The organism is Actinotignum sp. usb-actsch-rep-73, from assembly GCF_059082735.1.
Map to the genome: position 1 here is coordinate 53,767 of NZ_JBHNPV010000074.1, position 13,848 is coordinate 67,614.

Consider the following 13,848-nt stretch of genomic DNA (forward strand, 5'->3'; position numbering starts at 1 on the left):
GACCTAGAACCAACCCCACGACCGCACCAAGTACACCCCACGCGACACAACCACACATTTCAGAGCAAAAGCGTCGCGTCAGGTGCAGCCGAGAACAGAAAACCCACCCAACCACAACACCATCGCCTCACACGACAAAACCCGACAGCCTGCACCTCGTGCGCGAGCAACAACGTCATACGAAGCGACAAAACCAGCTCCGCAACCCCCACACCATCGCCACAGACGACCAAAGCCACCAGAACAAGGCCGCGCCCGCCAAGCAATACGATGCTTGTGCGGGCACGGCCTTGTTGTATCGGGACTAAGATTTAGAGATCGCGACGCAAATACTCTGCGACTTGGAATGCCATTTCTAGCGACTGCTGGTGGTTCAAACGTGGATCCACCAGGGTCTCGTAGCGCTTCTGAAGCGACTCATCGTCAAGCTTTGCTGAACCACCAATAACTTCGGTGACATCGTCACCGGTCAGTTCAACATGGATGCCACCCGGGACGGTTCCTGCTTCATCATGGGCATCGAAGAAGCCTTTCACTTCCTCCATGATCGTTTCAAAGCGACGCGTCTTATATCCGGTCGACGCGGTGATCGTATTGCCGTGCATGGGATCGGTAATCCAGGTGACGGGGCGACCGTCAGCCTTCGCAGCGCTCAGCAACGGAGGAAGATTTTCAAGAATCGTACCTGCACCCATGCGAGTGATGAATGTCAGACGTCCTTCTTCCCCTTCGGGATTCAATCGATCCATCAATCCAAGCAGATCGTCGGGGGTCGTTGTAGGACCAACCTTGACGCCGATCGGGTTACGCACACGTGCAAGAAGCTCAATATGAGCACCTTCAAGATCACGTGTGCGTTCCCCTACCCACAAGAAGTGACCAGATGTGTCATAGGGCAAGCCGTTACGCGAGTCGATACGCGTCATTGCTGACTCATATTCAAGCAGAAGTGCCTCGTGCGACGAATACAGATCAACGTCACGCAGTGAATCAAAGTCAACACCGGCAGCCTGCATGAATTGGACGGCGCGGTGGATCTCTTCAGCCAACGACTCGTAGCGTGCGTATGCGGGGTTCTGCGTAAAACCACGGTTCCAGTGGTGAACCATGCGCAGGTCAGCGTAACCACCCTTCGTGAAGGCGCGAATCAGATTCAGCGTCGACGCAGCATGGTGGTACGTCTGAAGAAGACGATCCGGATCCGGGATACGCGCTTCGGGCGTGAACTCGTAGGAATTCACCGCGTCTCCTCGGTACGACGGAAGAGTCACGCCGTCGCGGGTCTCCATGTCGGAAGAACGCGGTTTCGCATATTGTCCGGCGATACGACCAATCTTCACAACGGGAAGCGAAGCACCGTATGTCAGGACAACCGCCATCTGAAGAAGCGCCTGAATCTTTAGACGCAGGTGATCAGCGGTGGATTCTGCGAAGGTTTCGGCGCAGTCTCCACCCGTGAGGACGAAGGCTTCACCGCGTCCCGCAACTCCCAACCAGGTCCGCAGATCGTCCACTTCACCAGCAAACACAAGCGGTGGCTGGCGACGCAACGCTGTTGTTACGTCTTCGACTGCCTGCGCATCCGGGTAAGTCGGTTGTTGCAGGGCTTCACGGCTACGCCATGAGTCCCACGGCGCGTCCGTACCGGCTTCTGGAGCTACGAGATTCTCCGGGTCGCGGCACGCCGGGTACTGTGCGAACCGTGGCGTGCCGCGACCGGGATTCATAGGAAAACTCACTGTGCAGCGGGCTTCACTTCCTGGCCGATCTCGGCCATCATGTCGAGGAACCACTTCTGAGAAATATCGAAGGGTTTGCCACCGGCAATACGCGGGAAGGCGATTGCGGTCAGACGGTCACCGTTTTCTTCATCGTGGCCGATAACGCCGGATTCGCCCTTGAGAGCACATTCGACAGCAAGATCAGTCATGGACTTGATCAGGCGCAGGTCCTCAGCGTTTGCACGCGAAGAACGTGAGAAGTAGCCCGACTTCTGGACCATGACCTTCTCAGCGTCAATCTTGGATGCGAACTGCTTGGCGAACCACTGGCCGGGGTTGATGGTGTCGAGCTTGACGTGGCCGAAGGGATCGCGTTGGACCTCAACGCCAGCTGCTTCCATTTCAGCGATGATCTCAGGAACGCCTGCACCCTCGGAGAGGAAGATGTTGACGTTGCCCTGCTCGTCCATGATGGCCTTGAGGCGCTTGGCCTCGGCGTCGATGTCGAGTGCCATTTCGGGCAGGAAGACAGCGTGGATGTCCCAGCGTTCCTGCGACAGGCCGATGGAGGGAACCCATTCCTGGGTCTTCAGCCAGTTGTGGTACTCAAGCGAACCAGCAGCGGTCAGCCAACCGCAGTGCCGACCCATGATTTCATGGATGATCAGCATACGGGGGTTGGAGCGGTGCTCGCCGATGACGTTCTGTGCATACTCGGAGACTTCTTCAGCGGCGGTCCATGCACCCAGGGACTGACGGATCGGCACAACGTCGTTGTCGATCGTCTTGGGCAGGCCGACGACCGTCAGGTGGTAGTCATGTTCTTCGAGATAGGCAGCAAGATCTGCAGCCGTGGTGTTGGTGTCGTCACCACCGATGGTGTGCAGGACGTCAACGCCATCCTTACGGAGCTGCTCAGCAGCCTTTTCAAGCGGGTTTTCACCTTCGGCGACAAGGCCACGCTCGACGAGGTTCTTCGCGTTGGTCAGCTTGACGCGCGAGTTACCGATCGGGGAGCCACCGAAGCGGTGAAGGACGCCAGCATGCTTACGAGCTTCTTCGTCAACGACGACGAAGTTGCCGGTCAGCAGACCGTGGTAGCCGTTCTGGTACGCGATAATCTCGATCGAAGGATCGATTTCGTTGTAGCGCTCAATGAGGCCACCAACAGCGGAAGAAAGACACGGAGCGAAGCCACCGGCGGTGAGCAGAGCGACGCGACGAACCGACATGGAAACACCTTTCAGCGTTGGAACAAGTGCGGTCGGACGACACGCACCTCAAACACCACTAGTTTAAAGCCACAGTGGAGTTGGTATGGGGGTCGCCCGTCCCATGGACGGGCGTGCACACGCATTTATTCTGCGTTTTCACCCATATGAGGATCCGTTTCTCTGGATTCTTCTTCGGGGCGATGAGGTACCTCGACGATCGGAGCGGTACGCCCGCCGGGGCCGGGTCGACCATTCGTGGGAACCGGGCCGTCGAACTTTCCGTCGGCGGCAAGCTTCGCCTTCACGTCTGCTGCATAAAGGTCAACGTATTCCTGACCCGAGAGCAGCATCAGGTTGTACATGATTTCGTCCGTGATGGCGCGCAGGACGAAGCGATCCTTGTGGAGACCCTTGTAACGGGAGAAATCCAGGGGTTCGCCGATGACCATGCCAATGTTGGTACGCGACGGGATTTTCTGGCCGATCGGTTGAGCAGCGTGCGTGCCGATCATCGCGACGGGAATAACTGGGGCTCCGGACAGCAGAGCAAGTCGAGCAACACCCGTTTTACCGCGGTAGAGACGTCCATCGGGCGAACGGGTTCCTTCGGGGTAGATGCCGAAGAGTTCACCGCTGGCGAGGCGGTCAAGACCGGCCTTCAAAGCACCTTCGGATGCGCGACCGCCCGAACGATCAACGGGAATTGTGCCAACGGCGCGCATGAATTCCTTCGTGACCCAGCCTTTTGCACCGGTACCCGTAAAGTAGTCGGCCTTACCCATGAAGACGACCTCACGGTCGAGCATCATTGGCAGGAAGACAGAATCCCACACCGCGTTGTGGTTTGAGGCAAGAATTGCCGGCCCGGAGGTCGGGATATTCTCTTTGCCACGAATCCACGGCTTGTATGCCGCCTTCAGGATCGGACTTCCGGTTGCCTTCAATGCTTGGTAGAACGCCACGGCCCCTCCACGAGGTTCGAAGGTGAAAACACGAACTATGCTTAACTCTATGCCCACTTCACGCGATATGTTGGCAGGCAACGACGCTATCTCAGATTCAACGGACAGGCGTGCGAATATCGTTGCACAGGTGCGCACGTGTCTGAGCCAAGCACGTCAGATACGCGACGGCGCATCACCCATAATCAGTGGGCTGTCTTTTGCTGATACGACGTACGTTGTCGTTGATCTTGAGACGACGGGGCTTGGCAACGATGACCAGATCACCGAAATTGGTGCGCTTAAAGTCCACGGTGGCCAGGTACTTTCTACTTTCCAGTCGATGGTGAACCCACTGCGTCCTATCCCTGAAATCGTCACGACTTTGACAGGTATTACCGATGAAGACGTGGAGGGCGCTCCGACTGTTGACCAGGTCCTCCCCCAGTTCTTGACGTGGATCGACGACGGTGAGCCCGCGCAGGTTTTCGTTGCTCAGCACGTTCCTTTCGATCGCGGTTTCCTGCTGAGAGCATGCCAGCAGACAGGTCTTAAATGGCGACCTTTGCCCTATTTCGACACGTTGACTCTTGCCAGGATTCTGCTTCCAAAGCCTGAGGTTCCCAGTCATCGCCTGGGTGCTCTAGCCGATTATTTCGATGCTCCCGTAGTGGAAGCACACCGTGCTTTGGCTGATTCCTACATGACGTTGCATGTACTGGACGGGCTTACGCGCATACTCGAAGACATGGGAGTGACCAGCAGCGACGATATTGCTCTCTTGTCGACGCCAGGCGAAGAGTTGAGTGCCTACTAGCACGTCGGGGTACGAGGCACATCATTGAGCTTTCCCCTTAACAAAGCCACAAGGTAAGGCGACAGAACCGAAAAACCGGGCGGACACCTGATATTGTCCGCCCGGCCTCGTACATTCTTCATCGCACCAAGGTGCACGATGAGCACAACTCAGGCTGACGCGAGTTCGATCCAGCGGTTCAGCAGATTCATGGCACGACCATCATTCATGGCATCGCGTGCCATCTGGATACCAACGCCGAAACGCTCGACCAGCGAGCCATCGCCAGGACGCACGCCCTGAGCCTTGCCGTATGCGATCAAACCACCCGCGGTGTTCAGCGCAACCGCGTCACGAACAGCCTTTCGGCCACCGCCGAGCAGGATTTCTCGGACGACAACAGCGTTATCGTCTGGGTCGCCACCGCGAAGGTCTCCGATTGCTGCAGGATCCATGTCGAAGTGTTCGGTCGGGTCGAACTCGCTATGAGTGACTTCGCCGTCGCGGATCTCCCAGATCTCATTCACGTCAACCGTAGAGAGTTCATCCAAGCCGGTTTCCTTGCCTCGGAACACCAGAGCAGACGCGCCACGATCAGCAAGAACGCCGGCCATCAGGCGAGCATTCGTCGGATTCGACGAGCCGATCGCGTTCGAGGTCACCTTCGCGGGGTTCGTCAGCGGGCCAAGAATATTGAATGCTGTCGGGAACGCCAAGGAACGACGAACTGGAGCGGCAAAACGCATCGACGGGTGAACCTTGTTCGCGAATAGGAACGCGATGTTCAGTTCATCGAAGATCTCGCGCATGTGCTCGGTCTCGTGGTTCAGGTTCACACCCAAGGCTTCCATCACGTCGGCACTCCCCGACTGGGAGGTCGAGGCGCGGTTACCGTGCTTGATCAGCGGAGTACCAAGGGAGGCCAGAACGATTGCTGACATGGTCGAAATGTTGACGGTCTTGTAGCCGTCACCACCCGTACCGACAATATCAAGAGCGTCGGTGGGCAGGTCAACGCTGACCGCGTGGTCCTGCATAGCGTCGGCAAGACCACGGATCTCGGACACCGTTGGCTTTTTGATGACCATAGCGGTCAGGAAGGATGCCAGGCGTGATTCGCCAAGCTCACCACTCATCACCTGGTCCATCATCCAGTAGGAGCTGTCGTAATCCAGGTCCTTACCCGAGATGATGTCGGCGATCAGTCGAGCCCATTCGAAAGATTGACTCACTGGCGCGCTTTGCGCAGAAGGTCTGCAACGGTTTCCTGCAGCTCGATCGGATCAAGGGGATCCGAAATAGTTGCCGCAGCGCCCGCCCAGGTAGCAAGCCAGGAATCCTGCTGGCGTGCGGTCAGGAAGATGATCGGCGGAACTTTCTCTACCGTGTTCTTCAGTTCCTGAGCGACGGACATACCACCTTCCTTGGTGGTTTCAGCATCGAGGATCAGAAGATCGAAATCGTTGTTTTCCACCAGTTCCTTGGTGCCGAAGGGGGTTGCAGCTTCGGACCATTCGATGGTCGGCAGATCCTTCGCAGCACGGATACCAACACCGTTGACAACAGCATGGCGCTTATCAATGTCGGCGCTAAAAACCAGGATGCGTGCGGTCATTTCGCTCACGATCTTCTCCCAATGGTTGGATGCCTGTACGGCCTCGAAATTTTTAACCGGGTCTATTGTATGCGCTAGTGGGCGATCCACCGCTTGGTGAACCGCCCACTCAAACGAGTTGCGTCAGACTATCGGTGTGCCTTCATCACTCCGATAACGTCCAGAACGAAAACCTTCGGGGTGATCGTCTGCGTTGAGTCCGACTGAGCACCGGACTGGGCAGACTGCTGAGCAGCTGCGCTTGCACCGGCGATGTACAGGAAACGAGTACCAACAGTCTTCCCTACCACCTTCAGGTCGGCAGCATCTGCGGTGTACTTGTTTGTGGTGTCAGACCACGTCGACTGGATCTGAGAGGCATCACCGAACGGGGCCCCCAAACCGCGATAGAGAACAATGTCGCCGTCTTCGATGGTCTCACCGATACCGGTGTAGATATCAATCGATGCATCTTCGGTGGGGGTAGCGCTTCCTTCGGTGAAGGACAGAGTAGGTTCGACCGCTGGGGCACCTTCAACGCTGATGCCGGCGGGCAGTTCGTTACCGGTAGCGGTAGCGTTCTTCAGGCTTTCCTCATCAATAGAAACGTTCGATGTGGAATCAAGCAGGTCGACAACGAAAATCAGCGTGGAGTTGGCGGGAATCGATGCGGAATCTTTGTCTCCGTACGCCCAGGTTGCGGGAACAACCAGCTCAACGCGGTCGCCAACGTGCTGGGTCGCCAGGCCGTAGGTCCATCCGGGGATCACCCGGTTCAGAGCGAAAGCGATCGGCTTACCGGTTTCGAAGGAGGACTCAACCTTGGTGCCGTCCCAGAGAGCGAGCTCGTAGTTGACGTAGACGGTGTCGGTGAGCTGAACTTCAGCGCCGTCACCTTGAACGAGGGTCTTGACGTAGACCTTGTCGGTCGGAGCGTCGCCTTCGCCGGCGGAGATTTCAGTGTCTTCACCGTATCCGCCCGTTGTTGCCGGGAAGTTGAAGTCGCCGTCACGTTCAACCTCGGGGATTGATGTGCCCGATTGGGGTGAGGCAGACTGCGGGGCGTCAGTAGAACCACACGCTACTAGACCAAGGGAAACGGTGATGGTGAGGACGGCTGCAGCCGCCTTATGCATAATCTTCATGTTTGCTTTCGGCTCAGTGGAAGGATTCACCACATGCGCAGGTGTTCTGCGCGTTCGGGTTGTCGATGGTGAAGCCCTGACGTTCGATCGAGTCTGCGAAGTCGATCGTTGCACCGGTGAGGTACGGAACCGACATGCGGTCGACGACAACCTCAACACCGTCGAAGTCGCGCACGGCGTCGCCGTCGAGCAAACGGTCATCGAAGTAGAGCTGGTAGATCAGGCCGGAGCAACCACCGGGCTGAACGGCGATGCGCAGGCGAAGGTCGTCGCGACCTTCCTGTTCGAGCAGGCTCTTCACCTTGGCTACTGCAACGTCCGTCAACGTCACTTCGTGTGCGGGTGCTTCGATGCCGGTGTCAGACATGATGCTCCATTCGTTTGAAAAAACTCATTAACAATTGTTTAGAGTACGTGCGTTCGTCGCGTTGTGCCACGGCAGGGGCGCGCGTGGACGCTACGGGTGAGAAAACTAACCGACTATCGCGCCCACGTGCGCGCGATTCGTTCTCCAGCTTCACCCAGGGTGAGCGCCCCATCGGTAAGGAATTGCCCATGCAGACCCCACTGGGCACGTTCGTGCGCGGCAAGTGATGATTCGGCTGCGAGTGCCACGACCGGTAAAGCGTAAAGCCCTGCCACGTCCGTGATCACATCCAGTGATGCGTCAGCGAGCGACGGTGAATGTAGGCGCGGTTCGGCGACGATGACGAGGTTCGCATCTGCGAGCGCAGAATCAAGGTCGCAAATGGCACGCAAGAATTGGCCTGTGGGAACAATTCGTCCCCCCAGTGCACCGACAATCGCGCCGATTCCACCGGCTGCACCGGATCCGGGAGCCGTGCCCCAGTTGGTGGGAGCGGCCTCGTCCCCCATGGGGGACGACAAAAGGTTACGCTTCGCTTTCGTTGAAAGAACACGGGTCAGCATCGAGGTGAGCTGAAGGTTTTGCGATGTGCGCGCCTCAAGGTCGACGCCGAGCGCCAGCACGGATGACAGTCCCAGCAGTGGCCTCATCGACGAGGCCGCGACCACCACATCACGACCGGCGATTGTGGCGCGGGCAGTATCGAGCGCACGTCGCAGCCGGTCTTCAAGATCCGGACCATCGCTCAAATCGACGTTGGATAGGGCGCTCAAAAACCCGAATCCGCAGTCAACGTCAATCGAATGGGCGCCTTCAATAAGCGGGGTGAGCCCGCCGTCAAGGGCATCGAGCGTGCGCTGGCCCGCGTCGAACGTGGATTCTTCGTGGATGGGAACGACGATCGGTGCCCAGCCGGTGGCCTGCGCTTGCGCGAGTGCTTCGGTGAAGGCAACGCCAGCTCCAAAAGGAACAAGGCGAATATTCCAGTCGGGTTTGCGCGCGCTAAACCCGTCAGCGCAGGCATGTAAAGCAGCCAGCGTTGACGGGTATGCGGGGTCACCGCCGGTCCAGTGCCCGGCGATGACCAGTGTTGAACTCACAGTTGGGGCAGACGCGTCAGGAGCAGTGCTTCAGCAAGAATCGCTGCACGCAGGTCCGGGATCGACTGCGACTCGTCTTCGGAGTGCGCGTTCGTGAGCGGATCCTCAACGCCGGTCACGACCACCTGAGCGTGAGGGAACAGGCGCTGGAAGTCGGTGATGAACGGGATCGAGCCACCCACACCAATGTTTACAGACTTCACGCCCCACGCATCCGACAGGGCCTCGTGCAGAAGCTTCGTGACGGGTGAATCCATATCCGCTTGGTAGCCGTTTCCGGCTTCGTTGCGGGTGATCTCAAGGTGGGCGCCGAACGGTGCGTGCGACTCGAGGTGCTCGATAAGACGATCCATGGCCTCAACCGGATCCTTGCCCGGGACGACGCGCATCGACAGGCGGAAGCGAGTGTGCGGAGCTATCGTATTCGACGAGTTCGACACGGGGCACGCGTCAAAACCGATGACGGAAACGCTGGGCTTGGTCCACACGCGGGCGGCCAGATCGCCACTACCGGCAAGCTGAACGCCGTCAAGCAGGCCAGCCGCTGCGCGGAACTCATCTTCTGGCCAATCCACGTCAGCCTTATCGGAGCCACCAAGACCCTCGACAACCAGATCGCCCTTCTCGTCGTACAGGGACGAGATAAGCATGGCAGCGCAGGTCACCGAGTCCAGCATCGGGCCACCGAACATACCGGAGTGAACCGCGTGGTCAGCGACAGTCAGGTCGACGGTGCACACGGAGTTGCCACGCAGGGTCGAGGTGACGGCGGGCTCGCCGACCTTCCAGTTATCGGAGTCGGCGACGACGATGACGTCAGCCTTCAGCTTGTCCTTGTGGGTTTCAAGGAAGGTCGTAAACGACGGGGAACCGATTTCTTCTTCGCCTTCGATAAAGACAACAACATTCACCGGCAGGCGATCCTTCAACAGCGACATCGCACCGAAGTGAACGATGACGCCGGCACCGTCATCCGAGGTGCCTCGACCGTAGATGCGATCCCCGCGAACCTCGGCAACAAACGGGTCAGATGCCCAGCGGGACACATCGCCGGTCGGCTGAACATCGTGGTGAGCGTAAAGCAGAACCGTCGGTGCGCCCTCAACCTTCGGGCTGGTCGCCACGATGGCGGGCTTACCTTCCACGCCTTCGGGCATGGTGACGCGAAGAACCTCAGCGTCAAAACCAAGCGATGCGAAGCGCTCACACACGTGTGCGGCGCTACGAGCCAGGTCTTCCTGGTGCGCAGGATCGGAAGAAACCGAAGGAATTGCAACCAAAGTCTTCAATTCATCAAGGAAAGAATCGAAGGAGGAATCGAGCAAAGAATTGAGTTCATCTCGCGACGGCGCGAGTGCAGATGTTTCAGACATGACTCTTACATTACTGGACGAAATGAGCCTTTGGCGCTTTCATCAGTTAGCCTGTGTACGTATTTCATGCACCCATCACTGGCATTCAAAGGGGATTACAGGTGTCCGAAGCCGAAAAGCAAAACGAAACGACCGGCAAGAAGGGACGTCCCACTCCGAAGAGGAAGGACGCTCAGGCGCGTAATTCTCACCCGCTGGTTCCCGCTGATCGTAAGGAAGCAAAGCGTCAGGCACGTGCCCAGCGCGATGCGCAGTTCAAGCGTGAGCAGATGGCATTGGAGACCGGCGACGAACGCTACCTGCCCGTCCGAGACAAGGGTCGCGTGCGTCGTTTCATCCGCGATTACGTCGATGCACGCTGGTCGTTCTCTGAGTTCCTTCTTCCCGTGATGGTGATCTTCCTGATCGCGATGATGGGGGTTTCCCTGATCCGTTCGCTTCCAGCTAACGTCACAAGCATCATGATGATCTCGGTGACTGTCGCGCTCTACGGCCTATTCCTGATCTCAATCATCGAAGGCGTTGTTGTGTGGCGCACGCTGAAGCGTCGCATCGGCGAGCGCTACCCGAACGATCAGATTGCAGCGCGTTCGTGGTACTACTGCTTCTCGCGCATGATCATGGCTCGCCGTTGGCGTAGCCCTCGTCCGCAGGTTGCGCGTGGTGAATTCCCGGGTAAAAAGAAGATCAAGTAACCCGGTTACTTCCGCTTAAAAGTCGAGGTCACGCCCGCTGGCCTCGACTTTTTAGTATCGCTTCTGCCACTTCGCCGATTGCGTATGGTGGTTCCTCGTTCGTGTTTTACGAGGCCACCTGGCCGACATGGCGAGTTGCCCAGAATACGACTGCGGAGGCTGCTGCGACGTTCAGCGAGTCGACTCCCCCAGCCATTGGAATACGCACAACGGTGTCGGCGTTCGCGATAGTGCGCGGTTTCAATCCGTCGCCTTCTGTTCCCATGACCATCGCGATCTTGGCGTCTGGCACGGTGCAGGCATCGGATTCAACAAACTCGTCCAAGCTGACTGAGTCGTCAGACAGTGCGAGTGCTGCAACGTGGAAGCCAGCATCGTGCAGTTCATCCATTGCGGGCCACTTTTCCATGCGAGTCCACGGCACTTGAAAGACCGTGCCCATTGAGACTCGAACCGATCGCCGATAGAGCGGGTCAGCGCAACTGGGCGTCACCAGAACGGCATCGACGCCAAGAGCGGCCGCGGACCGGAAAGCTGCACCGACATTCGTGTGATCAACGAGGTCTTCAAGAATGACGATGCGACGTGCTGGCTCACCGTTACGGGCAGTTTTCAAAAGATCACTGACTGACTCCAAGACCGGGCGTTGCATCGCTGCCAATGCGCCTCGATGCAGATGAAAACCGGTGATGGTTTCTAAAAGAGCCTCGTCCGCCATGAAAATCGGGATGTCTGCCCCGTCGGGCGACCCCGTTGCCTTCTCGATCAGCGGAGCAAGATCACTCATCCATTTTTCAGCCATAAGGAATGACCGCGGATGATGACCGATTTCTAGGGCACGCATAATCACGTTCGTTGACTCTGCCATGTAGAGTCCGCGTTCGGGTTCAAGAGCGGCACGAAGCTTGACGTCTTTCAGCTTCGTGTAATCGGCCAGACGAGGATCTTGGTCAAGATCAGCCGATTGAAGAGGAATAATCACGGACGCACCTTCGCCAATTCCCTGTTCACTTCACCCGGCCATGATGGCCCCTCGTAGATGAACGCGGTGAAGGCTTCGACAAGATCGGCACCTGCACTCAGCATGGCGCGCGCATCGTTCGAAGTGAAGATTCCGCCGGCTCCGATCAGGATCTGCTCATCATCGAGGTTCGAGGCAACAAGGCGTACAACGTCCAGGGCACGCTCACGCAATGGAGCTCCGGATACACCACCATCACCCAGATCGTGGTTGATGGTCGTGTTCGTGGCGACTACACCAGCCACACCCAGTTCGCGCGTGAGCGCACAGATGTCGACGATATCTTCATCAGCCAGATCGGGAGCAATCTTGACGAACAGAGGAATCGGACGGTCCGTGGCTTCCTCGCAACCTTTTCGGGCTGCCTGCAGGATCAGACGAAGCGAATCAACGGATTGAAGATCGCGAAGCCCCGGAGTGTTCGGAGAAGACACATTGACGATCACAAAATCAACCCACGGTGAAAGCTTGCGAGCGCAGTATTCGTAATCTGCCGGGGCCTCTTCGGCGGGAGTTACCTTGTTTTTCCCAATATTGGCACCAACAATCGCGTTGCGACCCGCTTTTGTTGAACGCAGTTTCTTCAAGCGCTCACCCGCAGCATCGGCACCTTCGTTGTTGAATCCCATGCGATTACGAAGACCCTGAGATTCCATCAGACGCCACAAGCGAGGTCCCTCATTGCCAGGTTGGCCCTTCGGGGTGATCGTACCGACCTCGACGAATCCGAAGCCCAAAGCAGTCAGTCCAAGAACCGCACACGCATCTTTGTCCATTCCTGCTGCAAGACCCAGGCGGTGACGTACAAGACGCCTGCCAATGTAAACCTTGCGTCGCTCTGGAAGCGAATCAACATCGATATCGTCAAAGTGACCGATCGTCGCTCGCATTAAACCGCGAGTAAGTGCACACTTTCCTGCATGTTCAATGGCAGTAATACCCAAATGATGAGCCATCTCAGGATCGATGCGATAAATGAACGTTTTAAACAACCACGAGTACGTCTGACGGATCATGCCTTAAGCCTATGTGTTTCAGTCCCACCATATCCACCACCCATTTCGTGATTGAAAATCGGTGGGGACTAAGAGAAATTCATCAGGATCCCCTTGAGCGCTGGTCAGCCCGTATTTTTCACGAAGAATCGGCCAACATAACGCCAACGAACGTGCATATGGAGCCTGCGCAGAGCAGTCGGGTGTGGAAGGAAGATAGATTCCATCAATGCTGATCCGTTCGTCAAAACGAGGTGCACACACAACGTATCCGCTCAAATAGACTCCCCGATTGTTCGCGCACGCTTTCAATAGGTCACACACCTGTGGTCCGGAGTTTTGTGATTCTTCCAGGTTTGCTTTGGGAAGCAGGGACAGAAGCTCACCAGCAACGTGGGATCCGATCATGTCAAAACGTGCAAAATCATCGCTCAAAGCGGGAAGACACATATAGGGCGATAACAGTTCATAGAGCCCCGTTTCGTGAACCCAATGGCGTGGACCGTACAGTCCCTCATAGCCCGACATTGGTTGAAGAGTATTCAGCGTCATCATGCAATCCTTTCTTCGTTGAAAACGACTGCTTTTACTGAACGCCGAACCGGCTGAGGGCGCATCTTCATTCCCTCGCTTCTGTGGATAAGTGCCCCTTCATCACTTTTGTGGATAACTCCCCAGGACTGGCCAATACGACAACGCCATCGACTACACCCCCACATACCAAGACGGCTCCCTAGATATCCGCACAGGCTGGGCAGGCCACTCAAGCACCCCGACACGCCCGGAAAAAGACACACAATTCGGGCATCAGCCCCCCTTGGGTATTAATCCAAAACTCGGGTGGAATGCAATAAAGGCGGTGGCCGGTGATGAACAGTCATCACCG

14 protein-coding genes are annotated in these 13,848 nt (G+C 57.2%); 2 read left to right on the forward strand and 12 right to left on the reverse strand.

Features of this window, described 5'->3' with window-relative positions; genetic code table 11:
• Positions 1 to 311: 311 nt before the first annotated feature.
• The 3 genes from AC5RE1_RS06675 to AC5RE1_RS06685 all read right to left on the reverse strand — a co-directional run bounded on the left by AC5RE1_RS06675 (position 312) and on the right by AC5RE1_RS06685 (position 3,897).
• The gene (locus AC5RE1_RS06675) at positions 312 to 1,727 is read right to left on the reverse strand and encodes a class II 3-deoxy-7-phosphoheptulonate synthase (RefSeq protein WP_285084218.1); all 1,416 of its coding nucleotides are present in this window, start codon (positions 1,725 to 1,727) and stop codon (positions 312 to 314) included.
• An 8-nt stretch (positions 1,728 to 1,735) separates the two neighbouring features.
• Positions 1,736 to 2,953: a pyrophosphate--fructose-6-phosphate 1-phosphotransferase gene (locus AC5RE1_RS06680; protein WP_103631887.1), complete on the reverse strand. Its 1,218-nt coding sequence runs from the start codon at positions 2,951 to 2,953 to the stop codon at positions 1,736 to 1,738.
• Between the two features lie 125 nt (positions 2,954 to 3,078).
• On the reverse strand, positions 3,079 to 3,897 hold the full coding sequence (locus AC5RE1_RS06685) for a lysophospholipid acyltransferase family protein (RefSeq protein ID WP_006681195.1): 819 nt from the start codon (positions 3,895 to 3,897) through the stop codon (positions 3,079 to 3,081).
• 49 nt (positions 3,898 to 3,946) lie between these two features.
• On the opposite strand from AC5RE1_RS06685, the gene AC5RE1_RS06690 reads away from it, so the two are divergent.
• On the forward strand, positions 3,947 to 4,693 hold the full coding sequence (locus AC5RE1_RS06690) for a 3'-5' exonuclease (protein ID WP_285067317.1): 747 nt from the start codon (positions 3,947 to 3,949) through the stop codon (positions 4,691 to 4,693).
• Positions 4,694 to 4,842: 149 nt separating this feature from the next.
• Here the strand turns inward: AC5RE1_RS06690 and trpD are convergent, their stop codons facing one another.
• The 6 genes from trpD to AC5RE1_RS06720 all read right to left on the reverse strand — a co-directional run bounded on the left by trpD (position 4,843) and on the right by AC5RE1_RS06720 (position 10,251).
• Complete coding sequence (gene trpD, locus AC5RE1_RS06695) at positions 4,843 to 5,904, reverse strand: anthranilate phosphoribosyltransferase (protein WP_179369719.1); 1,062 nt, start codon at positions 5,902 to 5,904, stop codon at positions 4,843 to 4,845.
• Positions 5,901 to 6,296: a response regulator gene (locus AC5RE1_RS06700; protein ID WP_006681198.1), complete on the reverse strand. Its 396-nt coding sequence runs from the start codon at positions 6,294 to 6,296 to the stop codon at positions 5,901 to 5,903. Before AC5RE1_RS06700 ends, trpD begins: the two co-directional genes overlap by 4 nt.
• Before the next feature lie 119 nt (positions 6,297 to 6,415).
• Complete coding sequence (locus tag AC5RE1_RS06705) at positions 6,416 to 7,411, reverse strand: FKBP-type peptidyl-prolyl cis-trans isomerase (RefSeq protein ID WP_103631888.1); 996 nt, start codon at positions 7,409 to 7,411, stop codon at positions 6,416 to 6,418.
• Between the two features lie 13 nt (positions 7,412 to 7,424).
• On the reverse strand, positions 7,425 to 7,778 hold the full coding sequence (gene erpA, locus AC5RE1_RS06710) for an iron-sulfur cluster insertion protein ErpA (RefSeq protein WP_006681200.1): 354 nt from the start codon (positions 7,776 to 7,778) through the stop codon (positions 7,425 to 7,427).
• Between the two features lie 113 nt (positions 7,779 to 7,891).
• Positions 7,892 to 8,878, reverse strand: coding sequence for a glycerate kinase (locus AC5RE1_RS06715; RefSeq protein ID WP_103631889.1), 987 nt, complete (start codon positions 8,876 to 8,878; stop codon positions 7,892 to 7,894).
• On the reverse strand, positions 8,875 to 10,251 hold the full coding sequence (locus AC5RE1_RS06720) for a M20/M25/M40 family metallo-hydrolase (RefSeq protein ID WP_179369720.1): 1,377 nt from the start codon (positions 10,249 to 10,251) through the stop codon (positions 8,875 to 8,877). Before AC5RE1_RS06720 ends, AC5RE1_RS06715 begins: the two co-directional genes overlap by 4 nt.
• Positions 10,252 to 10,352: 101 nt before the next feature.
• Here AC5RE1_RS06720 and AC5RE1_RS06725 point away from each other — a divergent pair, with 101 nt between their 5' ends.
• Positions 10,353 to 10,946, forward strand: a complete 594-nt coding sequence (locus tag AC5RE1_RS06725) for a DUF3043 domain-containing protein (protein ID WP_006681203.1) — start codon at positions 10,353 to 10,355, stop codon at positions 10,944 to 10,946.
• Positions 10,947 to 11,052: 106 nt separating this feature from the next.
• Here AC5RE1_RS06725 and AC5RE1_RS06730 read toward each other — a convergent pair whose 3' ends face one another.
• The 3 genes from AC5RE1_RS06730 to AC5RE1_RS06740 are packed head-to-tail and all read right to left on the reverse strand — an operon-like array spanning position 11,053 to position 13,514.
• Positions 11,053 to 11,928 (reverse strand): TrmH family RNA methyltransferase, encoded by an 876-nt coding sequence (locus AC5RE1_RS06730; RefSeq protein ID WP_006681204.1) that lies wholly within the window; start codon positions 11,926 to 11,928, stop codon positions 11,053 to 11,055.
• Positions 11,925 to 12,983: a quinone-dependent dihydroorotate dehydrogenase gene (locus AC5RE1_RS06735; RefSeq protein ID WP_006681205.1), complete on the reverse strand. Its 1,059-nt coding sequence runs from the start codon at positions 12,981 to 12,983 to the stop codon at positions 11,925 to 11,927. The genes AC5RE1_RS06730 and AC5RE1_RS06735 overlap by 4 nt, the downstream gene beginning before the upstream one ends.
• A gap of 18 nt (positions 12,984 to 13,001) precedes the next feature.
• Positions 13,002 to 13,514, reverse strand: a complete 513-nt coding sequence (locus AC5RE1_RS06740; protein ID WP_006681206.1) for a hypothetical protein — start codon at positions 13,512 to 13,514, stop codon at positions 13,002 to 13,004.
• Positions 13,515 to 13,848: the final 334 nt, after the last annotated feature.